Genomic DNA, 25,567 nt, shown 5'->3' on the forward strand with positions numbered 1-25,567 from the left:
ACGGCGCGCAACCCTCCGCCCTGCGGAAACGTCCCTGACAGCAGCCGAAGGGGTGGGCACATGACAGCCACGACAACCGGGCCCGGCCGCGGCCCCGACGACGGGGACGGCGCCGCGGCCGCCCGCGCGGTGGTCGTCGGCGGCGGGCTCGCCGGCATCACGGCCGCGCTGGAGCTCGCCGACGCCGGCGTGCGTGTCACCCTCCTGGAGGGCCGGCCCCGCCTCGGCGGCCTCGCCTTCTCCTTCCGCCGCGGCGACCTCACCATCGACAACGGCCAGCACGTCTACCTGCGCTGCTGCACCGCCTACACCTCCTTCCTCGACCGGCTCGGCGCCCTGCACCTCGCGCCCCTGCAGGACCGGCTCGACGTGCCCGTGCTCGACGTCGGCCACCCCTCCGGCAGGCCGCGCCTGGGCCGGCTGCGCCGCAACGGCCTGCCCGTGCCCCTGCACCTGGGCGCGAGCCTCGCCACGTACCCGCACCTCTCGCTCGCCGAGCGCGCCCAGGTGGGCCGGGCCGCCCTGGCCCTGCGCGGCCTCGACCCGCAGGACCCCGCGCTCGACGGCACGGACTTCGGCGGCTGGCTGCGCCGCAAGGGCCAGTCCGCCCGCACCGTCGAGGCCCTGTGGGACCTGATCGGCGTGGCCACGCTCAACGCCACCGCCGACGAGTCCTCGCTCGGCCTCGCCGCCATGGTCTTCAAGACCGCGCTGCTCACCGAGCCCGGCGCCGCCGACATCGGCTGGGCGCACGTCCCCCTCGGCGAGCTGCACGACACCCGCGCCCGCGCCGCCCTCGACAAAGCCGGCGTGCGCACCCTGCTGCGCACCCGTGCCACCGGCGTCGCCCGCGCCGAGGACGGCCTCTGGCAGGTCGACGCCGAGACGGGCCCCGGTGCGGCCGAGCAGCTCACGGCCGAGACGGTCGTGCTCGCCCTGCCGCAGCGCGAGACCCACGCCCTGCTGCCCGACGGCGCCCTCGACGAGCCGGGCCGGCTGCTGGAGATCGGCACCGCCCCGATCCTCAACCTCCACGTCGTCTACGACCGCAAGGTCCTGCGGCAGCCGTTCTTCACCGCGCTGGGCTCGCCCGTGCAGTGGGTCTTCGACCGCACGGAGTCGTCCGGGCTCGCGGCGAAGGGAGAGGGCGGGCAGTACCTGGCCGTCTCCCAGTCGGCCGCGCAGGACGACATCGACCGGCCCGTGGCCGAGCTGCGGGCCCGCTATCTTCCCGAGCTGGAGCGGCTGTTGCCCGCCGCACGCGGCGCCGGCGTCCGGGACTTCTTCGTGACCCGGGAGCGTACAGCGACGTTCGCCCCCACCCCGGGCGTCGGCCGGCTGCGGCCGACCGCCCGCACGAACACGCCCGGCCTGTACCTGGCCGGCGCGTGGACCGCCACCGGCTGGCCCGCGACCATGGAGGGCGCCGTGCGCAGCGGTGTCCACGCCGCGGGTGCGGCACTCTCCGAGCTCGGCCGACCGCACGTGAGCCCCTTGCGGGAGGCGGTATGACCGAGGCGAGCCATGAAGCGTCGCGTGCCCGGACCGGGCCGCGCACGAGCACGACCACCAGAGGAGAGACCGTGACTTCGGCGATCCCAGCTGTCGACACTGCAGGCGTCAACGCCATGCTGGAGCGGGGACGGACGCTTGCCACGCCGGTGCTGCGTGCCGCCGTGGACCGGCTCGCGCCGCCCATGGACACCGTCGCCGCCTACCACTTCGGCTGGATCGACGCCGAGGGACGGCCGGCGCACGGCGACAGCGGCAAGGCCGTCCGGCCCGCGCTCGCCCTGCTCTCGGCCGAGGCCGCCGGGCGCGCCCCGGAGGTGGGCATCCCCGGCGCGGTCGCCGTCGAGCTCGTGCACAACTTCTCCCTGCTGCACGACGACCTCATGGACGGCGACGAGCAGCGCCGCCACCGCGACACCGTCTGGAAGGTCTACGGGCCCGAGCAGGCCATCCTCGTCGGCGACGCCCTCTTCGCGCTCGCCAACGAGATCCTGCTGGAGCTCGGCACCGTCGAGGCCGGCCGCGCCACCCGGCGGCTGACCACCGCCACCCGCAAGCTGATCGACGGCCAGGCGCAGGACATCTCCTACGAGCACCGCGAGCGGGTCACCGTCGAGGAGTGCCTGGAGATGGAGGGCAACAAGACCGGCGCCCTCCTCGCCTGCGCCGTCTCCATCGGCGCCGTCCTGGGCGGCGCCGACGACCACACGGCCGACACCCTGGAGGCCTACGGCTACCACCTCGGCCTGGCCTTCCAGGCGGTGGACGACCTGCTCGGCATCTGGGGCGACCCGGAGGCCACCGGCAAGCAGACCTGGAGTGACCTGCGCCAGCGCAAGAAGTCGCTGCCGGTGGTCGCGGCCCTCGCCGCGGGCGGGGAGGCCTCCGAGCGGCTCGCGGAGATCCTCGCGGCCGACGCGAAGCTCAGCGACGCCCAACTCGCCGACTTCGACGAGGAAGAATTCGCCAGCCGCGCGATGTTGATCGAAGAGGCGGGCGGCCGGGAGTGGACCTCCCAGGAGGCCCGCCGCCAGCACGCGACCGCGATCGAGGCCCTCGACCGAGTTGACATGCCCGCAGAAGTCCGAGCCCAACTGGTGGCGCTCGCCGACTTCGTCGTCGTACGAAAGAGATGATTCCTATTCACCCGATCTAGCAGATCGCGGTCGCCGGCCGGCGTCAGTGTTGCGGCGCCGGCCGACGGAGCCCCCAGGAAGGCAGAGAAGGAAGCTCACTGCAAAAAAGGGGAAACCATGACAGCGACGACCGACGGAAGCACCGGGGCCCTGCCGCCCCGCGCTGCCGCGGCCACCGACAGCACCACAGCGCAACAGCACACGGCACACGGCACGGCACAGCCCCCGCTCCAAGGCGGTGAGGCGCCCGGAGCGCTCGCCGCAGCCGAGCGGGCCACGGCCCGCGCGGTCGATCACCTCCTCTCCCGCCAGGACGAGCAGGGGTGGTGGAAGGGCGACCTGGAGACCAACGTCACCATGGACGCCGAAGACCTGCTGCTCCGTCAGTTCCTGGGCGTCCAGGACGAGAAGACCACCCGCGCCGCCGCCCTCTACATCCGCTCCGAGCAACGCCCGGACGGCACCTGGGCCACCTTCCTCGGCGGGCCCGGCGAGCTCTCCACGACCATCGAGGCCTACGTCGCCCTGCGGCTCGCCGGTGACGCCCCCGACGCCCCGCACATGGCCGCCGCCTCGGCGTGGATCCGCGAGCAGGGCGGCATCGCCGCCTCCCGGGTCTTCACCCGCATCTGGCTCGCCCTCTTCGGCTGGTGGAAGTGGGAGGACCTCCCCGAACTGCCGCCCGAGATCATGTTCCTGCCGAAGTGGTTCCCCCTCAACCTCTACGACTTCGGCCAGTGGGCCCGGCAGACCATCGTGCCGCTGACCGTCGTCTCCGCGAAGCGCCCCGTGCGCCCCGCGCCCTTCCCGCTCGACGAGCTGCACACCGACCCCGCCCGGCCGAACCCGCCGCGCCCGCTCGCCCCGGCCGCCAGCTGGGACGGCGCCTTCCAGCGGCTCGACAAGGCCCTGCACCACTACCGGCGCCTCCCGCTGCGCCGCCTGCGCCGCCTCGCGCTCGACTCGGCCGCCCGCTGGATCATCGAGCGCCAGGACAACGACGGCTGCTGGGGCGGCATCCAGCCCCCCGCCGTCTACTCGATCATCGCCCTGCACCTCCTCGGCTACGACCTGGACCACCCCGTGCTGCGCGAGGGGCTCAAGTCGCTGGACCGTTTCGCCGTGTGGCGCGAGGACGGCAGCCGGATGATCGAGGCCTGCCAGTCCCCGGTGTGGGACACCTGTCTGGCCACCATCGCCCTCGCGGACGCCGGAGTGGCGCCCGACCACCCGGCGCTGGTCAAGGCCGCCGACTGGATGCTGGGCGAGCAGATCCACCGCACCGGCGACTGGGCGGTGCGCCGCCCCGGGCTGACCCCGGGCGGCTGGGCCTTCGAGTTCCACAACGACACCTACCCCGACATCGACGACACCGCCGAGGTCGTCCTGGCCCTCAAGCGGGTCCGGCACCCCGACCCCGCGCGCGTCGAGACGGCCGTCCGGCGGGCCGCCCGCTGGAACCTGGGCATGCAGTCGAAGAACGGCGCCTGGGGGGCCTTCGACGCGGACAACACCAGCACGCTGCCCAACCGGCTGCCCTTCTGCGACTTCGGCGAGGTCGTCGACCCGCCGTCCGCCGACGTCACCGCGCACGTCGTCGAGATGCTCGCCTTCCTCGGCGAGCGGCACGACCCGCGCACGCGGCGCGGCGTCGAGTGGCTGCTGGGCGAACAGGAGGAGAGCGGCGCCTGGTTCGGCCGCTGGGGCGTCAACTACGTCTACGGCACCGGCTCGGTGGTGCCCGCCCTCGTCGCGGCCGGCATCCCCGCCTCGCACCCGGCGCTGCGCAAGGCCGTGCGCTGGCTGGAGAGCGTGCAGAACGACGACGGCGGCTGGGGCGAGGACCTGCGCTCCTACCGCGACCCCGAGTGGATCGGGCGCGGTGCTTCCACCGCCTCCCAGACGGCCTGGGCCCTGATGGCCCTGCTCGCCGCCGGGGAGCGGGAGGGCAAGGCCGCCGAGCGGGGCGTGGCCTGGCTGGTGGAGACCCAGCGCGAGGACGGGTCCTGGGACGAGCCGCACTTCACCGGCACCGGATTCCCCTGGGACTTCTCCATCAACTACCACCTCTACCGGCAGGTCTTCCCCGTCACGGCCCTCGGCCGCTACGTGCACGGGGAGCTGTTCACCCCCGACCGCCTGGAGGCGTGATGACGAACGGCACGGGCAGTTCCGGCCCCGCACCGCTGCTGGTCGCCTGCGCGCTCGGCATCGAGCGCCTCGCCCTGCGCGGGGGCGGCCCGGGCGGGGCGGCCGGGCCCGTGACCGTTCTGCGGACCGGCATGGGGCCGCAGGCCGCGGACCATGCCGTCACCCGTGCCCTGCGCGATCCGGCGATGCGCGAGGCCGCGGTCGTCGCCACGGGCTTCTGCGCCGGCCTGGCCCCGGGGATGCACCCCGGCGACCTCGTCGTCGCCGACGAGACCCGGGACCGCGCGGGCAGCACCGAGTGCTCGGGCGTCGAGCTGCTCGCCAAGGAGCTCGCCCGTGCCGTGCCCCGGCGCGTCATCCACACCGGGCCCCTCGTCGGCTCGGACCACGTCGTACGCGGCGCGGAGCGGGCCGCCCTGCACGCCGCGGGGGCGCTCGCGGTGGACATGGAGTCCGCGGCCACACTCCGAAGCGCCGTGCGCGCGGGGCCGCGCCCGGTTGCGGCCGTCCGGGTGGTCGTGGACGCTCCAGAGCATGAACTCGTCCGAATCGGGACGTTGCGCGGTGGAATATCGGCTTTCCGGGTTCTGCGCACCGTCCTCCCGGCTTTTATCGAATGGCACCGTTCTTTACTGCTCCCCAGGAGGTGAGCCAGATGGCCATGCCACTCCGCCAGTCCATCCGGGTGGGAACGTACCTTTTTGAACAGAAGCTCAGGAAGCGCGAGAAGTTCCCGCTGATCGTCGAGCTGGAACCGCTCTTCGCCTGCAACCTCAAGTGCGAGGGGTGCGGGAAGATCCAGCACCCCGCAGGGGTCCTCAAGCAGCGCATGCCGGTGGCCCAGGCCGTCGGAGCCGTGCTGGAGTCCGGCGCGCCGATGGTCTCCATCGCCGGCGGCGAACCCCTGATGCACCCGCAGATCCACGAGATCGTGCGGCAGCTGGTGGCGAAGCGCAAGTACGTCTTCCTGTGCACCAACGCGATGCTCCTGCGCAAGAAGATGGACAAGTTCACCCCGTCCCCCTACTTCGCGTTCGCGGTGCACATCGACGGGCTGCGCGAGCGGCACGACGAGTCCGTTGCGAAGGAGGGCGTCTTCGACGAGGCGGTGGAGGCCATCAAGGAGGCCAAGCGGCGCGGCTTCCGGGTCACCACCAACTCGACCTTCTTCAATACCGACACCCCGCAGACCATCGTCGAGGTGCTCGACTTCCTCAATGACGACCTGAAGGTCGACGAGATGATGATCTCGCCCGCCTACGCCTATGAGAAGGCTCCCGACCAGGACCACTTCCTGGGGGTCGAGCAGACCCGGGAGTTGTTCAAGAAGGCCTTCTCCGGTGGGAACCGGGCGCGCTGGCGGCTCAACCACAGCCCCCTCTTCCTGGACTTCCTGGAGGGCAAGGTCGACTTCCCCTGCACCGCCTGGGCGATCCCCAACTACTCCCTCTTCGGCTGGCAGCGCCCCTGCTATCTGATGAGCGACGGCTACGTCCCGACGTACCGCGAGCTGATCGAGGAGACCGACTGGGACAAGTACGGCCGCGGCAAGGACCCGCGCTGCGACAACTGCATGGCCCACTGCGGATACGAGCCGACCGCCGTCCTCGCCACCATGGGATCGCTGAAGGAGTCGATCCGCGCGGCCCGCGAGAGCGTGGCCGGGAACCGGAGCTGACGGCCATGGCCTCCGCGGGACCGGTGTCCCTCGGGCTCCCCGGCGTGCCGGCACGGCCGCTCGCGGTGCGCCGCCCCTCGCGGCGCATCCAGGTCGGGCCGGTCGCCGTGGGCGGCGACGCGCCCGTTTCGGTGCAGTCGATGACGACGACCAGGACGTCGGACATCGGTGCCACGCTTCAGCAGATCGCGGAGCTGACGGCGTCGGGCTGCCAGATCGTGCGGGTGGCCTGCCCCACGCAGGACGATGCGGATGCGCTTCCGGTGATCGCGAAGAAGTCGCAGATTCCGGTGATCGCGGACATCCACTTCCAGCCGAAGTACGTCTTCGCCGCCATCGACGCCGGCTGCGCCGCGGTTCGGGTGAACCCGGGCAACATCAAGCAGTTCGACGACAAGGTCAAGGAGATCGCGAAGGCGGCCTCGGATGCGGGCACGCCGATCCGTATCGGTGTGAACGCGGGGTCGCTGGACCGGCGGCTGCTGCAGAAGTACGGCAAGGCGACGCCTGAGGCGCTGGTGGAGTCGGCGCTGTGGGAGGCGTCGCTCTTCGAGGAGCACGGTTTCCGCGACATCAAGATCTCGGTGAAGCACAACGACCCGGTCGTCATGGTCAACGCGTACCGTCAGCTGGCGGCGCAGTGTGATTACCCGCTGCACCTGGGTGTGACGGAGGCGGGGCCGGCGTTTCAGGGCACGATCAAGTCGGCGGTGGCGTTCGGTGCGCTGTTGTCGGAGGGTATCGGTGACACGATCCGTGTCTCGCTGTCGGCGCCGCCGGCGGAGGAGATCAAGGTCGGCATGCAGATCCTGGAGTCCCTGGGGCTGCGCCAGCGCCGTTTGGAGATCGTCTCGTGTCCGTCGTGCGGTCGTGCGCAGGTGGATGTGTACAAGCTCGCGGATCAGGTGAGTGCCGGTCTGGAGGGCATGGAGGTGCCGCTGCGCGTCGCGGTGATGGGCTGCGTCGTGAACGGTCCGGGTGAGGCCCGTGAGGCCGACCTGGGTGTCGCTTCGGGTAACGGCAAGGGGCAGATCTTCGTCAAGGGCGAGGTCATCAAGACCGTGCCGGAGTCGAAGATCGTGGAGACCCTCATCGAGGAAGCAATGAAGATCGCCGAAGTCATGGCGGCGGACGGCGCCCCCGGCGGGGCACCGCACGTCACCGTCGCCTGAGACCGGCGACCCGCCACCGTAGGAACAGCGACCGAGCGGCCACCCCGGCCCAGGCCGCAAGACGAGGAGGGGGCCCGCGTGTCGTTGCTGGAGAACATCCGCAGTCCGCGCGACCTGAAGAACCTGGACGCCGAGGAGCTGACCGAACTGGCGGAGGAGATCCGCCACTTCCTCATCCACGCCGTCGCCAGGACCGGCGGCCACCTCGGCCCCAACCTCGGCGTGGTGGAGCTCACCATCGCCCTGCACCGCTCCTTCGACTCTCCGGCCGACCGCATCCTGTGGGACACCGGCCACCAGTCGTACGTCCACAAACTGCTCACCGGCCGCCAGGACTTCTCCAAGCTGCGCGGCAAGGGCGGCCTGTCCGGCTACCCCTCGCGCGAGGAGTCCGAGCACGACGTCATCGAGAACAGCCACGCCTCGACCGTCCTCGGCTGGGCCGACGGCCTCGCCAAGGCCAACCAGGTCCTCGGCCGCTGGAACCGCCATGTCGTCGCCGTCATCGGCGACGGGGCCCTGACCGGCGGCATGGCCTGGGAGGCGCTCAACAACATAGCCGCCGCCAAGGACCGGCAGCTGATCATCGTCGTCAACGACAACGAGCGCAGCTACGCCCCCACCATCGGCGGCCTCGCGGACCACCTCGCCACGCTCCGCACGACCGACGGCTATGAGCGCGCCCTGTCCTGGGGCAAGGACGCCGTCCAGGGCCTGCCCGTCATCGGCAAGCCGCTGTACGAGTCCCTGCACGGAGCGAAGAAGGGCTTCAAGGACGCCTTCGCCCCGCAGGGCATGTTCGAGGACCTGGGCCTGAAGTACCTCGGCCCGATAGACGGGCACGATGTCGCCGCGGTCGAGTCCGCGCTGCGCCGGGCCAAGCGCTTCCACGGCCCCGTCCTCGTCCACTGCCGCACGGAGAAGGGCCGTGGCTACCAGCCGGCCCTGGAGGACGACGCGGACCGCTTCCACACCGTCGGCGTGATCGACCCGCTCACCTCCCGGCCGCTGGCTCCTTCGGCCGGCCGCTCCTGGACCTCGGTCTTCGGCGACGAGATGCTCGCCATCGGGACCGAGCGGCCCGACGTGGTCGCCCTCACGGCCGCCATGCTCCACCCCGTGGGCCTGACGAAGTTCGCCGAGGCCTTCCCCGACCGCGTCTGGGACGTCGGCATCGCCGAGCAGCACGGCGCCGTCTCCGCGGCCGGCCTGGCCACCGGCGGTCTGCACCCGGTCTTCGCCGTCTACGCCACGTTCCTCAACCGCGCCTTCGACCAGGTGCTGATGGACGTCGCCCTGCACAAGTGCGGCGTGACGTTCGTCCTCGACCGGGCGGGCGTCACCGGCACCGACGGGCCCAGCCACAACGGCATGTGGGACATGTCGGTCCTGCAGGTCGTCCCCGGTCTGCGGATCGCCGCCCCGCGCGATGCGGACCAGCTGCGCGCCCAGCTGCGCGAGGCCGTCGAGGTCGACGACGCCCCCACCGTGGTCCGCTTCCCGAAGGAGAACGTCGGCGAGCCGGTCCCGGCCCTGGCCCGCGAAGGCGGCATGGACGTGATCGCCCGCCCGGAGCCCGGCGGGGAGCGGCCGCAGGTCCTGATCGTCGCCGTCGGCGCCATGGCCGGCGTCTGCCTGGAGGCCGCCGACCTCCTGGCCGCCCGCGGAACGCCCTGCACCGTCGTCGACCCGCGCTGGGTCAAGCCCGTCGACCCCGCGCTGCCCCCGCTCGCCGCGCGCCACCGGGTCGTCGCGGTCGTCGAGGACAACAGCCGCACCGGCGGCGTCGGCTGGGCCGTCGCACAGGCCCTGCGCGACGCCGACGTCGACGTGCCGCTGCGCGCCTTCGGCATCCCCGAGCAGTTCCTGCCGCACGCCAAGCGCGGCGAGGTCCTGGCCGACCTCGGGCTCACCCCCGCCGAGATCGCCGGCCGGATCAGCGCCGCCCTGGCCCGTACGGAAGAAGCCGCGAAGAACCCCGCGGCCGTGAAGGAGAACGACGCATGACAGCCGACACAGCCGGTGCCGCCGCCGACGGCAAGGGCTTCGACCTCACCCGGCTCCTCGCCGAGCGCGGCGGCGAGCGGTACGACCTGCACGCCCGGCACCTCAACCACCAGCTGCCGCGCATGCTGCACACCATCGGCTTCGACAAGGTCTACGAGCGGGCCGAAGGCGCCTACTTCTGGGACGCCGACGGGCAGGACTACCTCGACATGCTCGCCGGCTTCGGGGTGATGGGCGTCGGCCGCCACCACCCCGTCGTCCGCAAGGCCCTGCACGACGTCCTCGACGCCTCGCTCGCCGACCTCACCCGCTTCGACTGCCAGCCGCTGCCCGGCCTCCTCGCCGAGAAGCTCCTGTCGTACGCGCCGCACCTGGACCGGGTGTTCTTCGGCAACAGCGGCACCGAGGCGGTGGAGACGGCCCTGAAGTTCGCCCGGTACGCGACCGGCAGACCGCGGGTCCTCTACTGCTCCCACGCCTTCCACGGCCTGACCACCGGCTCGCTCTCCGTCAACGGCGAGGCCGGCTTCCGGGACGGCTTCGCGCCCCTGCTGCCCGACACCGCCGTCCCGCTCGGCGACCTCGCGGCCCTGGAGCGGGAGCTCGCCCGCGGCGACGTGGCGGCATTCGTCGTCGAACCGATCCAGGGCAAGGGCGTCCACGAGGCGCCCCCCGGCTACCTGCGCGCCGCGCAGGAGCTGCTGCACCGCCACAAGGCGCTGCTCATCGCCGACGAGGTGCAGACCGGCATCGGCCGCACCGGCGACTTCTTCGCCTACCAGCACGAGGCGGGCGTCGAGCCGGACCTGGTCTGCGTGGCCAAGGCGCTCTCCGGCGGCTACGTGCCCGTGGGCGCCACCCTCGGCAAGGACTGGATCTTCAAGAAGGTCTACTCCTCCATGGACCGCGTCCTCGTGCACTCCGCGAGCTTCGGCTCCAACGCGCAGGCGATGGCCGCCGGGCTCGCGGTGCTCTCGGTGATGGAGGACGAACAGGTCGTCGCCAACGCCCGGCGCACGGGCGACCTGCTGCGCGGCCGGCTCGCCGCGCTGGTGGGCAAGTACGAGCTGCTGCACGACGTCCGCGGCCGGGGCCTGATGATCGGCATCGAGTTCGGCAAGCCGTCCTCGCTGGGGCTGCGCAGCCGCTGGGCCATGCTCCAGGCGGCCCGCAAGGGCCTCTTCGCGCAGATGGTCGTGGTGCCGCTGCTGCAGAAGCACCGCATCCTCACCCAGGTCTCCGGCGACCACCTGGAGGTGATCAAGCTCATCCCGCCGCTGATCATCGGCGAGCGGGAGGCGGACCGCTTCGTGGACGCCTTCACCGCCGTCATGGACGACGCCCACGGCGGGGGAGGCCTGCTGTGGGACTTCGGGCGCACGCTGGTCAAGCAGGCGGTGGCCAATCGCTGAGGCGGTCAGTCCGTGAGGAGCCTGTCCTGCAGGCGCTCACGGGCCGACGGGGCGAGCCCCAGCCCGTCGGCCAGGTAACGGTCGACCGTGCCCCACGTCGCGTCCATCTCGTCGAACGCCGCGTGGAGGTACGCGGCGCGCGCCTCGAACATCGGCGACAGCAGCTCCGCGATCTCCCGGTCCTCCGGCCCCGTCGTCTCCGGCGCGCGCCGCATCCGGTAGCGCCGGTGCGGAGCGTTCGACTCCAGGTAGTCCGTCTCGATCGCGTCGCGCCCGACGCCGAGGGCGAGCAGCGTGACCGCGACGGACAGCCCGGCGCGGTCCTTCCCGGCCGCGCAGTGCATCAGCGCCGGCACGCTGTCCTCGGCGAGGGCGCGCAGGACGTGGCCGAGCTCGGCCGTACGGCCCGTGACGACCTCCCGGTACGTCTCGGCCATCCGCTCCGCCGCTCTGCCGTCGGCCAGCACGCTGCGCAGGTGCCCGAGGTCGCGGGCGCGCACCATGTTCCAGAACTCGGCGCCGTGGGCCGGGTCGTTGAGGGGGAGGTTCACGTTCCGCACGCCGGTGAGGCCGACGTCCGGCCCGTCGAGCGCGATGTCGGCGTCGTTGCGGAAGTCGAAGACCGTGTGCAGGCCGAGCGAGCCGAGGAAGCGCGCGTCGTCCTCGGTGGCGTGGGCGAGGTGCCCGCTGCGGAAGAGGACGCCGTGCCGTACCCGCCGTCCGCCGGCGGCCGGCAGACCGCCGAGGTCACGGAAGTTGCGCACTCCCGCCAGCTCGGGCTCGGTGGACGGCACATGCGGCGTCTGCGTCACGGGCGCTCCCAGGGCTAGGACGCCGACGCTGCTCGTCGGCGAAGCGGCTCAACGACCTTACGACACCGGTTGTACGGGCTACGGCCCCCGTGCGGTAGCCGCGCCGACGTATTCCGCTTGCGGGGACTTCGCCGGGGTGGGATACATCACGGCTCGTCAACCCCTGGTTACGGTGGCGTAGGTCACTCCTCGCGAGGAAAGATGTACCGACGTGGCAGACGATTCGAATTCATTCAGCAAGAGCGCGATCGGGTCGTACGCAGCCGTCGGGGACAGCTTCACCGAAGGCGTCGGCGACCCGGGTCCGGACGACACCTTCATCGGCTGGGCCGACCGACTTGCCGTACTCCTCTCCGACCAGCGCGCCGAGCACGACTTCCGCTACGCCAACCTCGCCGTGCGCGGCCGTCTCCTGGACCAGATCGTCGCGGAGCAGGTGCCCCGGGCGAAGGAGCTCGGCCCGGACCTCGTGACGTTCTGCGCGGGCGGCAATGACATCCTGCGCCCGGGCAGCGACCCCGACGCCGTCGCCGGGCGCTACGAGAAGGCCGTCGCCGAGCTGGCCTCCTCCGTCGGCACCGTCCTGCTGTGCACCGGCTTCGACACCCGCGGGATGCCCGTGCTGCGGCACCTGCGCGGCAAGATCGCGACGTACACCGCCCACGTCCGGGCCATAGCGGACCGGCACGGATGCCCGGTGCTGGACCTGTGGTCGCTGCGCTCGGTGCAGGACCGCAGGGCCTGGAGCGACGACCGGCTCCACCTCTCGCCCGACGGGCACACGCGGGTCGCCCTGCGGGCCGCCCAGGTGCTCGGCCTGGAGGTGCCGGCCGACCCGGACCAGGCCTGGCCGGACGAGGACCACCGCTCGCCCGCCGAGGTGCGGCGCGACAACATCCACTGGGCGCGCGAACACCTGGTGCCGTGGATCGGCCGCCGGCTGCGCGGCGAGTCCTCGGGGGATCATGTGGAGCCCAAGCGGCCGGATCTGCTGCCGCTGTAGTGCCTTTGCGGCACCGCTGTAGTGTCTCTGCAGCGCCTTCGCCGTGCCTTTGCCGTGCCTTTCGAGCCGCCGGGATGCCTTTCAGGGGGAGAGCCGCCCGGCGGCCAGGTCGGCCCAGACGACGCGGCCCCGGCCGCTGTCGCCGGCCCGGACCCCCCATGCCTGTGACAGCGCGCCCACGAGCAGCAGGCCCCGGCCGCTCTCCTCGTCCGCCCCGCTGCACCGGGCCCGCGGCTCCGTCGGGGTGCGGCCCTGGTCGCCCACCTCTATGCGCAGATGCGCGCCGAGCACCCTCAGCTGACAGCTGACGTTCGCGCTGTCCGTGTGCCGGACCGCGTTGGTGAAGAGCTCGGACACCACCAACTGGGCTTCGTCGCACGCCACTTCGTCGATTCCCCAGGCCCGCAGCTGTGCGAGAACCCGTTTTCGCGCGGCTGCCACCGAGGTGTTGAGAGCCGGGAAGTGGAAGGCGTCCTGCAGACGTCCGGCCATGGAACAGCCGAAGCGCCCGAGCGAAGGTGCGTCATGGGAGGGGACCACGCCGTAACTATGTGCGATACCGCTCGCGTGTGGCAAGGTTCAATCTGTAAATTGCAGAATCGTCAGATCAGTCTGTCGGCTCCGGGGGGTGCGTGACAGACTGCGGCATATGACAACCGGCGGGCATGGAGGGGGAGAACAGTGGCGGAAGCGCGTCCGGCGGGCGCCCCGACCGTCCTGCGGGTGGTGCTCGGCAAGCGGCTGCACGACCTGAGGGAGAAGGCCGGTCTCTCCTACGAGGAGGCGGGCCGCGCGCTCGACGTCACCCACGCCACCGTCCGCAGGATGGAGAAGGCCGAAGTCGGCCTGAAGCTCCCCTACGTGGAGAAGCTCCTGCGGGTCTACGGCGTGAGCGACGCCGAGGAGGTCGAGGGCTTTCTCGCCCTCGCCCGCGAGGCCAACCGCCCCGGCTGGTGGCACCGCTTCCGGGACGTCCTGCCCGAGTGGTTCAGCGCGTTCGTCAGCCTGGAGGGCGAGGCCAACCTCATCCGGGCCTACGAGCCGCACTACGTCCCGGGCCTGCTGCAGACCGAGCGCTACGCACGCGCCGTGCTCCGCGCCGGCATGCCGCACGCCCCGGAGGCGGACGTCGAGCGCGCGGTCGCCGTCCGCCGGGAGCGGCAGTCGCTGCTGACCCGCGAGGGCGCGCCGCTGCTGTGGGTGGTGATCGACGAGACGGTGCTCCGCCGGCCCATCGGCGGGCCGGACATCATGCGCGAGCAGGTCGCCCGCCTCGCGGAGGCCACCGCCATGCCCAACGTACGGCTGCAGATCATGCCGTTCGCCGCCGGGCCGCACCCGGCGATGTACGGGCCGTTCCACATCTTCCGGTTCCCGCTCCCGGAGCTGCCCGACATCGCGTACGCCGAAAACCTCGTCGGCGCCTCGTACTTCGACCAGCGCGACGACGTCTCGGCCTTCCTGGAGGCGCTGGACCGCATGTGCGCGCAGGCCGCGCCGGCACACACCACCGAGGCAATCCTGGGTGGGATTCGTAAGGAGATCTGAACCATGGATCGCATCTACAACGGCATGCCCGCCACCGACCTCGGCACCGAGGGGTGGAGCAAGCCGTGGAGCGGCGGCAACGGGGGCTCGTGCGTCGAGGCCCTGCGGCTGGGCGACGGCCGGGTCGCCCTGCGCCAGTCCACCGACCCCGGGGGCCCCGCGCTGATCTACACGCGTCACGAGATGGAGAGCTTCATCAACGGCGCCAAGGCGGGAGCGGCGGACTTCCTGCTCGCCGGCTCCGGCGCCGCCTGCGACTGACCCTCACCGCCGACCCCCACCGCTGACCCCCACCGCGCAACGAACCGAACGGAGCACCGCATGAGCCAGCAGGGCTTCGCGGCCGAGGACATCGACACCAGCCGGCCGCACCCGGCGCGGATGTACGACTACTACCTCGGCGGCTGGGACAACTACGAGGTCGACCGGCAGGCCGCCGAGCACGTCATCCAGGCGCACCCGCAGGTCCGGCTCTCCGCCCGGGCCAACCGGGCGTTCCTGCGGCGCGCCGTGCGGGAGGTCGTCCGCGGCGGCGTCCGCCAGATCATCGACATCGGCACCGGCATCCCGACCTCGCCCAACACCCACGAGGTGGCCCGGGAGGTCGCGCCGGACGTCCGGGTGGCCTACGTCGACAACGACCCGATCGTCGCCACCCACGCGGGCGCGAAGCTCACCGGCACCGGACAGGCGGGCTTCGTCCTCGGCGACGTGCGCGACCCGGAGGCGATCCTGGCCCGCCCCGAGGTGCGCGAGCTGATCGACTTCGGCGAGCCGGTGGCCCTGCTGCTCGTGGCCGTCCTGCACTTTGTCACCGACGAGGAGGACCCCGCCGGCATCGTCGCCGCCTTCGCCGACGCGCTCCCCGCCGGCAGCCACCTCGTGCTCTCCCACGCCACGGCCGAGCCGTACGAGGGGTACGCGGACGGCTACACCGACGTCAAGGCCCGCGACCGCGTCGTCGGCACGTACAAGAACGCCACCGCCGGTCTCAACCTGCGCGACCGCGCCGCCGTCGAGCCGCTCTTCGGGGCGTTCGAGCTCTTGGACCCGGGCCTGGTCCGGGTGCCGCTGTGGCGGCCGGACGGGCCGGTCCCGGGCCCGCAGGAGCTCAACGACACGGTCTTCTACGGGGGAGTGGGCCGCAAGGGCTAGCGGTCCGCCGGTGCCCGGCCCGCCTCCGGGCGGGCGGGGACGTCGCAGCTGTCCTTGAAACCCTGGCTGTGCAGGCCGAGCGCCGCGTTCGTGCGCGAGCGGAGGTTCTCCACCGCCACCATCGAGGTGAGCTCGACGAACGCGGCGTCGCCCAGGCGCTGCCGCAGCCGCTCCGCCAGCTCGTCCTCGACGGCCGGCGGGGTGGCCGTCATCGCCTCGGCGTACTCCAGTACGTCCCGCTCCAGCGGGGTGTACGCGTCGCTGTCCCGCCACACCGGGATGTCCTGCAGCTTCTCGTGCGGCATGCCGTGCCCGCGGCTGAGCCAGTAGCCGAAGTCCATGCACCACGAGCAGCCGATCGCCGCGGCCGACGCCATCTCGGCCAGCGCCTTCAGCTGAGGGTCGAGCTTGTTCCAGCGGGCCAGCGACATCTCGAAGCGGGACGTCGTGAACAGCACGCGCCGGTTGTGGGCGACGGCCATGAGCGGCTCCAGCACCTTGCCGTAGGTGCGCCTGCTGTACCACTGCACGAGCCGGATCAGCGGGGTGCGGTCCGGGGTGAGCGAGATCCTGGCCATGGCCGGTTCCTCCATCGGGACGGGGTGTGCTTGCTTGCCTCTGCCCGTACGACGGACCGGGCCCGCGGATCCGTGACATCGCGGGCCGCCGGTCCGGTGAGACGGTCGTCACACCGCCCGGCGGGTCCCCGGGGGAGCCGCCCTAGGCTGGGCGGCATGGACGCGAGCACGGACGAGCTCTTCCCCCGGCCCCGGGCCGAGGTCGCACCCGGAGCGGTCCACGTCCCCGGCTGGCTGGACCTCGCGGCCCAGCATCGCCTGCTCGCCGCCTGCCGCACCTGGGCGCGGCCCCCGGCCGGCCTGCGGACCGTCCGCATGCCGACCGGCGCGCAGATGTCCGTGCGCACCGTCTGCCTGGGGTGGCACTGGTACCCCTACGGTTACGCCCGCACCGTCGTGGACGGGGACGGTGCGCCGGTCAAGCCGTTCCCCGAATGGCTGGGGCGGATGGCCGCGCAGGCCGTCGCCGACGCGTACGGCACGGAGCCGCCGCCCGCCGTATACGGCACGGAGCCGGAGCCCGCCGCGTACGACATCGCCCTGGTCAACTTCTACGACGGCCACGCGAAGATGGGCATGCACCAGGACGCGGACGAGAAGTCCGCGGCCCCGGTCGTCTCCCTCAGCCTCGGTGACAGCTGCGTCTTCCGCTTCGGCAACACCGGTGGCCGCAACCGCCCCTGGACCGACGTCGAGCTGCGCAGCGGCGACCTCTTCGTCTTCGGCGGCCCCTCGCGCCTCGCCTTCCACGGCGTGCCGCGCACCCGCCCCGGCACCGGACCGGCCGCGCTCGGCCTCACCGGAAGGCTGAACCTCACCCTCCGTGTGAGTGGGCTTTGAGGAGGCCACGAGAGGATTCTGTGCTGTCTCCGGAAAAGCCCTGCACAGAAGGCCGGCAGGACTGCTGCACGGGAAAATTCACGTGCATCTGCGCGCGCGACCCTGCACAGTGGATCCCCGGCACTGCGCCGGCCGTGCGTCCGGGCTCATATCACGGGGGTGAGCCCGGACGGCGGCAGCCGGAAGTTCACCGGCGCGCGACCCCGCCGTCGGGCAGGGGCCGCCGCGAGCCCGCCGGGCAGGGGCAGATTGCGGAGGCAGATAATGGCATGACCTGGCCGCATTCGCCCCTGGAGGTGCCGTGACCGGCTCCCGCCCCACAAGCTCACCGCTCGACGCCCTGCGCCCGGCCGCATTCGGCGCGGACCCGTCCGGGGAGCGGATGGCGCGCATCCGGCGGTCACCGAACTTCGCCGACGGCGTGTTCACCAACCCCGTCGGCGCCGAGCGCACGCCTTCCGCCGCCATGCTGAAGTTCCTGCCCACCTACTTCCGTACGGAGCAGCGGGCCCGCCGGGCGCCCGGCGGCACCGTGCCGGTCCACCCGACCACCGTGGCCGACCTGGCCGTCCCCGCCGCCTCCGGGCTGCGGCTGACCTGGATGGGCCACTCCAGCGTGCTGGCCGAGATCGACGGCGCCCGCGTGCTCTTCGACCCCGTCTGGTCGGAGCGCTGCTCGCCCTTCGCCTTCGCGGGCCCGAAGCGCCTGCACCCGGTGCCCGTGCCGCTGAGGGAGACCGGGCCCGTCGACGCCGTGGTCATCTCCCACGACCACTACGACCACCTGGACATGGCGACCGTACGGGCCCTGTCCCGCGGCACCGGCGCACACTTCGTCGTACCGCTGGGCGTGGGCGCCCACCTCGAACACTGGGGTGTGCCCGCCGACCGGATCACCGAGCTCGACTGGCACGAGTCGGCCCGCATCGCCGGCCTCTCCTTCACCGCCACCCCCGCCCGGCACTTCTGCGGCAGAGCCCTGCGCAACACCCAGCACACCCTCTGGGCCTCCTGGGTCGTGGTCGGCTCCGAGCACCGGATCTTCCACAGCGGCGACACCGGCTACTTCCCCGGCTTCGCGGACATCGGCGCGCAGTACGGCCCGTTCGACGCCACCATGATCCAGATCGGCGCCTACTCCGAGTTCTGGCCGGACATCCACATGACGCCGGCCGAGGGCATGCAGGCCCACGCCGACCTGCAGGGCGACGCCGCCCGCGGAGCGATGCTGCCCATCCACTGGGGCACCTTCAACCTCGCCCCGCACCCGTGGGAGGAGCCCGCCGAGGACTCCGTCGCCGCGGCCGCGCGCCACGGCGCCCGGATCGCGACCCCGCGCCCCGGGCAGCCCTTCGAACCGGCGGGCAGCCTGCCGGCGGACCCGTGGTGGCGGTCGGTGGCCGTACGCCCGGCGCAGGGAGCGCCCGAGCGGCCGGCGGCGCCGGCCGCGGCGCCCGCCGCGGTGCAGGAAGTGTCCCTGCGGGCGTGAGCCCGGGGGGCGCTGCCGGGCTGGAGCATGGGCCGGGGAGCGCCGCGTTCTTCTTTCGCCGCGACGGTGCGCAACCCCCGGGACGTATCCGGCGGTGCCCCGCCGGCCCTTGGCCCTTGGTCCTTGGCCCCCCGGCCCGGGACACCCGTGCTCAGAGGTGGAGCTCCATGTCGCAGCAGGAGTCCCGGCGGAGCTGCCGCCCGACGGCGAGCCAGGCGTCGGCGGCGGCTCGCACTCCGGGCGGTGCGGAGGGGACCGCGGACGGGCCGGCGTCGCCGCCGTACGCACCGACCAGCCGCGCCTGTTCGAACGGCACCCCGCCGCGCAGCACCGAAGCCGTCCGTACCAGCGCGTCGAAGTCCGTGAACGGATCGCCGTCCACCACCGTCACGTCCGCGAGTTTGCCGGGCTCCAGCGTGCCCAGGTCCCGGTCCGCGCCGAAGACCCGGGCGGGCAGCACGGTCGCGGTCCGCAGCGCCCGCGCCGCGGACAGCCCGTAGCGGTGCAGCGCGCGCAGCCCCAGGTGCAGCGAGAGACCCACGGGCACCAGCGGCGCATCCGTCCCCAGGGCCACGGTGCCGCCGCCCGCCAGCACCCGGCGGTAGACCTCGATCTCGCGCGCTAGGGTGGCCAGCTGGTCGGCGGTCGGCCGCTCGGCCGCGGTCCGGCGGACGACCTCCACGTCCCACGGCGGCATCAGCTTCGTCACCCGCGGGTCCTGCGCGAGGGCAGGCGCCTCGCCCAGCAGCGGCACCGAGGTGAAGATCGTGGCCACGAGGTGGAAGCCGCCGCGCGTGTAGATCTCCTCCACGTCCTGGCAGGCGCGCCCCGACGCCGTCGTCGCGTGCCCGAACTCCAGGCGCTGTGTGGCCTGCAGATGCGTCGTCAGGTCCTGGCCGAGCTGGACGCCCGGCGAGAGGAGGTGGCTGCCGGCGCGGACCCCGAGCCGCTCGTGCGCGAAGCGGGCCGCTTCCTCCATCACCCAGCCGGGCGCGCGGACGTAGGTCTTGACGAAGTCCCAGTCGAGGGCCGTGGCGCGGGACAGCGACCGGCGCAGCCCCTCCCGGGTGCGGTGCGCCCGGCCCATGCTGTACGCGACGCGTGAGCCGTCGAGCAGCTCCCCGGTCGTCAGCAGCCGCGGTCCGGCCAGTTCGCCCGCCGCCACGGCTTCGCGGATGCGGGCCTGCTCGTAGGCGCCGCCGCCGAACGAGACCGCGGTGGTGATCCCGTAGGCCAGCTGCAGAGCCGTCTGCCGGCCGCCGTAGGTGTTCTGGTACGGGTGGGTGTGGGCGTCCCAGAGGCCCGGGATCACCGTGCCGGAGGAGGCGTCGACGGTGTGCGCGGCCGCGCGCCGCGCCCGGTGGGGCTCGACGGCGTCGATCCGGCCGCCGCGGACCACCAAATCGACGTCCTCGCGGACGGTGTCACCGGTGCCGTCCCAGAACCTGCCGGCGTGCACGACCGTGTCGGCGGGGACCGGGCGCCGGTAGTCGAGGGGGATGCGGACCGTACGGGTGGAGGCGTCGCCGATGTCGATCAGCCGCAGCCGCCCGTCGGCGGCCAGGCAGAGGATCTTCCGGGAGTCCCCCGACCAGGAGGGGTGATCGGCCGCCGCGTCCGTGAGCCGGCGCGGTTCGCCGTCCGGGGTGCCGTCGGGCCGCACCGGCAGCAGCCACAGGGCGGACTCGGAGATCACCGCCATGTGGCGGCCGTCGGGCGACCAGACGGGCCCGCAGTCGTAGCGGTCGGCGATCGAGGCGTGCGGCGCGAGCGCGTGCAGCCGGGCGCGGCCGTCGGCCGTGTCGACCACCCGGATGAGGTTGTACCCCTCACGGAACCGCTGATTGAGCCGGTTGCGGTCGCACAGGGCGACGTACCGCCCGTCCGGGGACCAGGTCGGTCTGCCCGGCAGCCCGCCGCCGCCCAGCGGGGAGGCGAGCACCCGGTCCGTGCCGGCGGCGAGGTCGCGCACCACGAGCGCGCCGGTCAGGTCCAGGGCGGCCAGCCGCCGGCCGTCGGGCGACAGGACGGGGTAGGCGCGGCCGCCCCCGGCCAGCTCCGTCTCCTCGCCGGACGCGAGGTCGTGACGGCGCGCGGCGGGCAGGCCGCCGCGGTCGTCCGCATAGACCAGGGACCGGCCGTCGGGGCTCCAGACGGGCCCGTAGACGTAGCGCGTGGGATCGGACTTCACGACCCGGCGCGGTGGCCGCCCGCCCGCGATATCGGCGACCCAGAGCGCATTGAGCGCGGCGAAGGCGACCTGGCGGGCGTCGGGCGAGAGGGCCGGCAGGTGCAGGGAGCGGACGCCGTGCACGCCGCCGCCGTCGAGGTCGTACCGCTTGGTCCGGTAGCGCGGCCGGGAGACGGGCAGACGGCCGAGGAAGGGGATGACCCGGGCGTTCTGCGGCGCCTGCGGGCGGACGACCCGGAACGTGCCGCCGACGGTCAGGAGCAGCTCGCCGCCCGGGATCCAGCGGGGCGGGACGGGCTCGACGTCCCCGTCGACCGGGACGGGCGCGCCGTCCACGACGAGGGTGCAGCCGGCCTTGGGCGCGGCGGTCGTCCGCAGGTAGGCCAGGCACCCGTCCGGCGCGACGGCGGGGGTCATGATCTGGGCGGCCTCGGTCTCGGTGTGCTCGGCCCGCACCGGCCCGCGCCCGTCGGCGGGGACGGATGCGATCGTGCGGGCCTCCAGCGCGGCCCCGGCGACGCGGGCGCGGACGAACAGCAGCCGGGAGCCGTCCGGCGACCACACGGGGTCGAAGTCCTCCCACGCGCCGTCCTGCAGCGGCCCGCCCTGCCCGCTCACCCCGGTGACCTGCGTGAGCGCCCCGGTCCGTACGTCCACCACCCACACCCGGTACGGGCTGCCCGCCACCGGGTCGCCGCCCCGCTCGGAGGCGAAGGCGATCCGCGTGCCGTCGGGCGACCAGGCGGGCCCGCGGTCGTCCCACGGCCCGTCCGTGACCTGCCGCAGCCCGCTGCCGTCGGGCCGCAGCGTCCAGATGTGGAAGCCGCCGCCCCGGTAGGCGCACACGGCGAGCAGCCGGCCGTCGGGCGAGTGCACGGGCCGGGTCGGCTCCAGGTCGGCCGGGGTGATCGCGACGGCGTCCCCGCCCTTGCGGGGGAGGGACCACAGCACGTTCTGCACCTCGGCGACCAGCCGGTCGCCTGCCGGGGAGAGGCTCGCCGCCCCGTTGGTGGCGGCCGTGAAGGACAGCACCCCACCCCCGGCGGGCGCCGCCCCGGCCACCGCGGCGGGCAGCGCCCCCGCGACCCCGGCCACCGTCGCGGTACCGGCCGCGGCCTGCAGGAACCTGCGCCGGGAGAGGGCGGAGGGGTCGGAGGGGGAGGAGAGGGGCGAACGGGGGTCCGGAACGTCCGAGGTGGCCAACTGTCCTCCTGGGAAGGGGGAGTTGCAGCGCGGCACGAGCGCGGTCGGGAGCCCGATGGTCCCACGGGGGACGGGCGGGCGGTCAACACCGCATGGGGGAGGAGGAGACGACTTTTCCCGCTAAACCGCACAAAAGGGTCATTGCAGCCCTATCGCCTCATGAAAGCCGTGCGCGATCACCCGCTGAAGTGCGGTATTGTTCTCGTGCGCGGTCGGCAAGGGCAAAAGCCCGGGCCGGACAAGCACCGGGACGTGGCGCAGTTTGGTAGCGCACTTGACTGGGGGTCAAGGGGTCGTGGGTTCAAATCCCGCCGTCCCGACACGGTGCAAAAGCCCGCTGAGCAGGAAGAGATTCCAGCTCAGCGGGCTTTTTCGTTGATCGAATGGACGAGTCGCAGGTGACGCCCAGACGTAGAGGCGGGGACCGGATGGGGGCCAGCGGCGCTGGATGCCCTGGACGGCATGGGGCCGCGCGTCCGGAGTCACGACGGCCGGAGACTTGTCCAACGTTGCGCGGAACCTGACCAGCGCCGCCGTCAGGCTTCCACCCAGGCGTCTCGGTGGCGGGCAATCGCGTACAAGCTCTCAACCTCTTCCGGGGTCAGCTGCCCAGCCACTGGTCCCAGGCTGGCGACTTCCCGTTGCCGCCAGACGCGAACATCACTGAGCGTAGAAGCGGCCTTGAGCTCTGACACGCCGACGAAGACCAACGCCGGCTGGACGTGAACGTGCTTCCCGCTGTAACGAGTCAGAACGCGTTGGACACGGCGCCCTTCGGCTCGAACCTTGCGTGTATATGGATGGGGCGGCCCATGGTTGACCTTCACGGAGTCGTTGCCCACCCATACGTTCTTTTGAGGGCAGTGCTTCGTGTTGATGTTGAAGACCCCGCCAGGCCCTATCAGTAAATGATCTATGTCCACCGAGTTCGACAGCAAGATCGAGTGCAGTGCGTGCCAGCCTTGGTCGGATAAGCGATCCAGCTCAGCGCCTACCCGACGTTCTCCGACCAGGCCCCGACGCCAAGACGCCCACTCCGACTCGCGGCGGAACAGCCAGGTAGCCAGCCGCTCGACAGCCCCCGGACCCTCAGTGTCCAGCTTTTTCTTGAGGGCAGACCCCGGGGCATTGCGGGCGAGGTCGTTCTCTGGGGTGAGTGGTGCCAATGTCGGCAGCTCTGGTCCCGGTTGCCTCGTGGGATGTTCGTTCGGTTGCGGCTGGTACAGAGCCAGGACTTCGTGCACAGCAGCCCGATATTCCTCGCGCAGGATCGTGAGTTGACCGGTCGCACGATCAAGCCATGCCACGACCATGCCATCGATCGTCTCCACGTACAGTCGGCCTCGTCCGGAACCGCCCCGTTCCCTGACTTTGAGATCGCTCAAGCCAGCCCCCCCGGCATCTACGCCATCCCCACCCATATGGCAGCAGCCGAGACGCATGACCACAAGGTGGCACGTGCGGTCGGGGGAGAGCCTCTCAAGGGGCTGATGTCCAAGGCCATCCCTGGAGACCCCTTCGTGACCATGGAGCGAAGAACCCCGGGGCCCCGAGCGCTCCGGCAGCAGGCCCGCTTGCCGATGCTCCTCGGGCATTGGTCGGTCGCCCGCGTTCGGCCCGGCGTTCCTATCTCGTGCAGCTCTCTGCCCCGGTGACCGGCGACTCTTGTCCTGTCGTGCATCAGGCGCGGCATGCCAATGTCTTCTTCAAAGCCACCGCTACGGAGCACACCCGCCTGGCCGGCACTGCTGGCTGCCCGGGGCTAGATCGCGGAGGCTGACCCCAGCGAGGGGTTCGGTATCACCGAAGCGTCGCCGTCTGCCGATGCCGCTGAAGATGACAGTCCTGACCAGAGTCAGTGATTGCCTCGTCCTGTCCCCCACCTAGCGGGGTGCCTGGGGCGACCTACCGTCCGTGTCGGAGCCGTGTCGTCGGGACCCCCGATCGGGACCTGTTCGTCGAGGGCCAAGATCACGATCGAATCCGGGCTTTGTGTACTTGTCGCAAGTCCTGAAGGCCGGCGAGAGGATGAGCGTAGTCCTTCGCCCCGCGTTTCGGGCCCCTGGATTTCGCGAGGCGTGGATGTCAGTGCCCGGTTCTAGGGTGGCCCGCATGGCGACATTCCGATCCGGTTTCACGCTCTGGTGCATGGTCGAGGCGGCCCGGGAGCTTACCGAGCACGCGAGCGTGCACGAGCGCATCGACGCGGTGCTGCGCATCATGGGGGATTCGGGCAGGACGTACGGCAAGGGCAGACCGCTGGTGGACGCCTTGGAGGACGTTGCCCAAGAAGCCATTCTTCATGAGGACATGGGGCTCGCCCAGCGCTTTCAGCGTTTCGCGGCCTACGCAGGAGGCGAGCTGTTCCTCGAAATCCTGGAGATGTACTACGACGAGGAGGCGCGACGGCGTAGCGAGGAAAGCATGCGGAGAATGGCCGCCATGGGCGCTGGCCGAGCGGTCGCCGCCCTGGACGTCCTGTGCCGCGACAAGCCCGATGCGACCGCCGCCGAAGCCCGGGAGCTCTTCCGCGGCATCGCTCAGTCCGCCGAGCACCTGGGTCTCGGGACCGGCGAGGGCGGGATCCGGCTGTCCACCCGGGAGATGAGGCGGCTCCAGCAGTACGGGCACATGGAGATACTCCTCCGGAACCTGCCCCGGCCGGCCTCAGCCGAGGCTGCGCGGATGGTGAGTGACGTCCTGGCGGACGCCGACGCGGGACTGCTGGCCCAACTGCTCGAACTGAAGGCCAGGCGGGCCGGCCTGGAGGCCCTGCGCGCCGTGGTGGACGACCCGGACAGTTCCGAGAGGGCCCTCCACGCCTGTCTGAAGAACCAGGAGTGGATCTTCGGCGGAGCCTATGTGGCCGAGCTGGCCCGCCGTCAGTACACCCCGGACGCCATCCTCGACATCCCGCTGTTGCGTGGTGACGGGTCCCTGCACGTGGTGGAACTGAAGCGTGCCAACATCAAGGACCTGGTCATCCGGCGCAGCGGCCACCTCATGCTGGGCGCCCCGCCGCATCACGCGGTCTCTCAGGCGCAGAACTACCTCCGGGCCATGGACGAGAATCGCCGGACCATCCTCACGGATCACGGCGTCGACACCCGCAGGGCCTCGGCGACGGTCGTGATCGGGCACCCGCGCTACGCCAGCGGGAGCATCACGCAGAAGGAGATCGCGGAGACTCTGCGGACGTACAACACGCACGCGCCACGCATAGAAGTGATCACGTACGAGACCCTGCTGGAGTCGGCGGCCCGGATGCTGGCCCTCTCGTCGGCACGACAGGACCCCGACCCTGACGAGGAGCCCACGGCATGAGCGACACCCCTCCGGCGATCGAGCCGCTCCTGGCCCGCCTGTGCGGTGGCGCGATCACCGGCAAGGACTACGTCGGCTACTTTTTGAACGAGTACGGGGAGGAGCTCGTCTTCGCCCAACGCCGCGGCGAGAAGACAGCCCGGTTCTGGCACAGCGACATGGACTGGCAGATGCTCCGCGTCGGCGACCACTCCATACGGGTCGGCGGCGTAATGGACGGGATGATCACCGTCGAGGACATGGTCATCGATCGCGCGGAGGCCACATGGCTGTCCTCCTGTCTGGCGGCGTCCCGCCACCTGCGCCCGGGAGGTGTCTGACGACCTCCTGCAGGCCGGACAACGACGCTTCAGCGG

At 72.1% G+C, this 25,567-nt stretch carries 21 protein-coding genes and 1 tRNA gene; 17 read left to right on the top strand and 5 right to left on the bottom strand.

Translation table 11 applies throughout. The annotated features are described in order from the left end of the window. Positions 1 to 60 precede the first annotated feature (60 nt). The 8 genes from hpnE (at position 61) to IE241_RS03360 (ending at position 11,068) form a co-directional block, all read left to right on the top strand. Complete coding sequence (gene hpnE, locus IE241_RS03325; protein WP_190020023.1) at positions 61 to 1,512, top strand: hydroxysqualene dehydroxylase HpnE; 1,452 nt, start codon at positions 61 to 63, stop codon at positions 1,510 to 1,512. Positions 1,513 to 1,628: 116 nt separating this feature from the next. Beyond that, positions 1,629 to 2,648 (top strand): polyprenyl synthetase family protein, encoded by a 1,020-nt coding sequence (locus IE241_RS03330; RefSeq protein ID WP_190020433.1) that lies wholly within the window; start codon positions 1,629 to 1,631, stop codon positions 2,646 to 2,648. Positions 2,649 to 2,765: 117 nt separating this feature from the next. Then, positions 2,766 to 4,799: a squalene--hopene cyclase gene (gene shc, locus IE241_RS03335; protein WP_190020024.1), complete on the top strand. Its 2,034-nt coding sequence runs from the start codon at positions 2,766 to 2,768 to the stop codon at positions 4,797 to 4,799. Continuing rightward, positions 4,799 to 5,449 carry a phosphorylase family protein gene (locus tag IE241_RS03340; RefSeq protein WP_190020025.1) on the top strand — a complete coding sequence of 217 codons (651 nt, stop codon included), beginning with the start codon at positions 4,799 to 4,801 and terminating at the stop codon, positions 5,447 to 5,449. The genes shc and IE241_RS03340 overlap by 1 nt, the downstream gene beginning before the upstream one ends. Before the next feature lie 5 nt (positions 5,450 to 5,454). Next, entirely contained in the window at positions 5,455 to 6,477 is a 1,023-nt protein-coding gene (hpnH, locus tag IE241_RS03345; protein ID WP_190020026.1) for an adenosyl-hopene transferase HpnH, read from the top strand. A 5-nt stretch (positions 6,478 to 6,482) separates the two neighbouring features. Further along, the gene (gene ispG / locus IE241_RS03350) at positions 6,483 to 7,649 is read left to right on the top strand and encodes a flavodoxin-dependent (E)-4-hydroxy-3-methylbut-2-enyl-diphosphate synthase (protein ID WP_190020027.1); all 1,167 of its coding nucleotides are present in this window, start codon (positions 6,483 to 6,485) and stop codon (positions 7,647 to 7,649) included. Between the two features lie 78 nt (positions 7,650 to 7,727). Further along, positions 7,728 to 9,656, top strand: a complete 1,929-nt coding sequence (gene dxs, locus IE241_RS03355) for a 1-deoxy-D-xylulose-5-phosphate synthase (RefSeq protein ID WP_190020028.1) — start codon at positions 7,728 to 7,730, stop codon at positions 9,654 to 9,656. Beyond that, a complete protein-coding gene (locus tag IE241_RS03360; protein WP_190020029.1) occupies positions 9,653 to 11,068 on the top strand; it encodes an aspartate aminotransferase family protein in 1,416 nt (471 codons plus the stop codon). Before dxs ends, IE241_RS03360 begins: the two co-directional genes overlap by 4 nt. 5 nt (positions 11,069 to 11,073) lie before the next feature. Here the strand turns inward: IE241_RS03360 and IE241_RS03365 are convergent, their stop codons facing one another. Continuing rightward, the gene (locus tag IE241_RS03365) at positions 11,074 to 11,880 is read right to left on the bottom strand and encodes a tyrosine-protein phosphatase (RefSeq protein WP_190020030.1); all 807 of its coding nucleotides are present in this window, start codon (positions 11,878 to 11,880) and stop codon (positions 11,074 to 11,076) included. 211 nt (positions 11,881 to 12,091) lie between these two features. Between IE241_RS03365 and IE241_RS03370 the strand changes: the two genes are divergently transcribed. Continuing rightward, positions 12,092 to 12,883, top strand: coding sequence for an SGNH/GDSL hydrolase family protein (locus IE241_RS03370; RefSeq protein WP_190020031.1), 792 nt, complete (start codon positions 12,092 to 12,094; stop codon positions 12,881 to 12,883). Positions 12,884 to 12,964: 81 nt separating this feature from the next. On the opposite strand, the gene IE241_RS03375 is transcribed toward IE241_RS03370, so the two are convergent. Next, positions 12,965 to 13,423 carry an ATP-binding protein gene (locus IE241_RS03375; protein ID WP_229898711.1) on the bottom strand — a complete coding sequence of 153 codons (459 nt, stop codon included), beginning with the start codon at positions 13,421 to 13,423 and terminating at the stop codon, positions 12,965 to 12,967. A 141-nt stretch (positions 13,424 to 13,564) separates the two neighbouring features. Here IE241_RS03375 and IE241_RS03380 point away from each other — a divergent pair, with 141 nt between their 5' ends. Genes IE241_RS03380 through IE241_RS03390 form a run of 3 tightly spaced genes read left to right on the top strand, consistent with a single transcriptional unit; the run spans position 13,565 to position 15,586 of the window. Beyond that, positions 13,565 to 14,431, top strand: coding sequence for a Sco1979 family transcriptional regulator (locus tag IE241_RS03380; RefSeq protein WP_190020032.1), 867 nt, complete (start codon positions 13,565 to 13,567; stop codon positions 14,429 to 14,431). A 3-nt stretch (positions 14,432 to 14,434) separates the two neighbouring features. Continuing rightward, on the top strand, positions 14,435 to 14,692 hold the full coding sequence (locus IE241_RS03385) for a DUF397 domain-containing protein (protein ID WP_190020033.1): 258 nt from the start codon (positions 14,435 to 14,437) through the stop codon (positions 14,690 to 14,692). A gap of 60 nt (positions 14,693 to 14,752) precedes the next feature. Beyond that, positions 14,753 to 15,586 (top strand): SAM-dependent methyltransferase, encoded by an 834-nt coding sequence (locus IE241_RS03390; protein ID WP_190020034.1) that lies wholly within the window; start codon positions 14,753 to 14,755, stop codon positions 15,584 to 15,586. Here the strand turns inward: IE241_RS03390 and IE241_RS03395 are convergent. Next, complete coding sequence (locus IE241_RS03395) at positions 15,583 to 16,164, bottom strand: carboxymuconolactone decarboxylase family protein (RefSeq protein WP_190020035.1); 582 nt, start codon at positions 16,162 to 16,164, stop codon at positions 15,583 to 15,585. The two genes, IE241_RS03390 and IE241_RS03395, sit on opposite strands and share 4 nt — an antisense overlap. A 156-nt stretch (positions 16,165 to 16,320) precedes the next feature. Between IE241_RS03395 and IE241_RS03400 the strand changes: the two genes are divergently transcribed. Both IE241_RS03400 and IE241_RS03405 read left to right on the top strand, forming a co-directional pair. After that, entirely contained in the window at positions 16,321 to 17,004 is a 684-nt protein-coding gene (locus tag IE241_RS03400; RefSeq protein ID WP_190020036.1) for an alpha-ketoglutarate-dependent dioxygenase AlkB family protein, read from the top strand. Between the two features lie 301 nt (positions 17,005 to 17,305). Beyond that, positions 17,306 to 18,493: an MBL fold metallo-hydrolase gene (locus IE241_RS03405; RefSeq protein WP_190020037.1), complete on the top strand. Its 1,188-nt coding sequence runs from the start codon at positions 17,306 to 17,308 to the stop codon at positions 18,491 to 18,493. 151 nt (positions 18,494 to 18,644) lie between these two features. Here the strand turns inward: IE241_RS03405 and IE241_RS03410 are convergent, their stop codons facing one another. Continuing rightward, the gene (locus tag IE241_RS03410) at positions 18,645 to 21,887 is read right to left on the bottom strand and encodes an amidohydrolase family protein (RefSeq protein ID WP_190020038.1); all 3,243 of its coding nucleotides are present in this window, start codon (positions 21,885 to 21,887) and stop codon (positions 18,645 to 18,647) included. Between the two features lie 246 nt (positions 21,888 to 22,133). Here IE241_RS03410 and IE241_RS03415 point away from each other — a divergent pair. Further along, positions 22,134 to 22,207 (top strand) — tRNA-Pro (locus IE241_RS03415). Between the two features lie 216 nt (positions 22,208 to 22,423). Here the strand turns inward: IE241_RS03415 and IE241_RS03420 are convergent. After that, positions 22,424 to 23,218, bottom strand: coding sequence for a nuclease-related domain-containing protein (locus IE241_RS03420; protein WP_229898712.1), 795 nt, complete (start codon positions 23,216 to 23,218; stop codon positions 22,424 to 22,426). A gap of 781 nt (positions 23,219 to 23,999) precedes the next feature. On the opposite strand from IE241_RS03420, the gene IE241_RS03425 reads away from it, so the two are divergent. Together IE241_RS03425 and IE241_RS03430 are read left to right on the top strand one after the other, a co-directional pair. Continuing rightward, the gene (locus IE241_RS03425; RefSeq protein ID WP_190020039.1) at positions 24,000 to 25,211 is read left to right on the top strand and encodes a Shedu anti-phage system protein SduA domain-containing protein; all 1,212 of its coding nucleotides are present in this window, start codon (positions 24,000 to 24,002) and stop codon (positions 25,209 to 25,211) included. Further along, positions 25,208 to 25,531, top strand: a complete 324-nt coding sequence (locus IE241_RS03430; protein WP_190020040.1) for a hypothetical protein — start codon at positions 25,208 to 25,210, stop codon at positions 25,529 to 25,531. Before IE241_RS03425 ends, IE241_RS03430 begins: the two co-directional genes overlap by 4 nt. The last annotated feature ends 36 nt before the right edge of the window (positions 25,532 to 25,567 follow it).

This window comes from Streptomyces hiroshimensis (assembly GCF_014650335.1).
GTDB lineage: Bacteria > Actinomycetota > Actinomycetes > Streptomycetales > Streptomycetaceae > Streptomyces > Streptomyces hiroshimensis.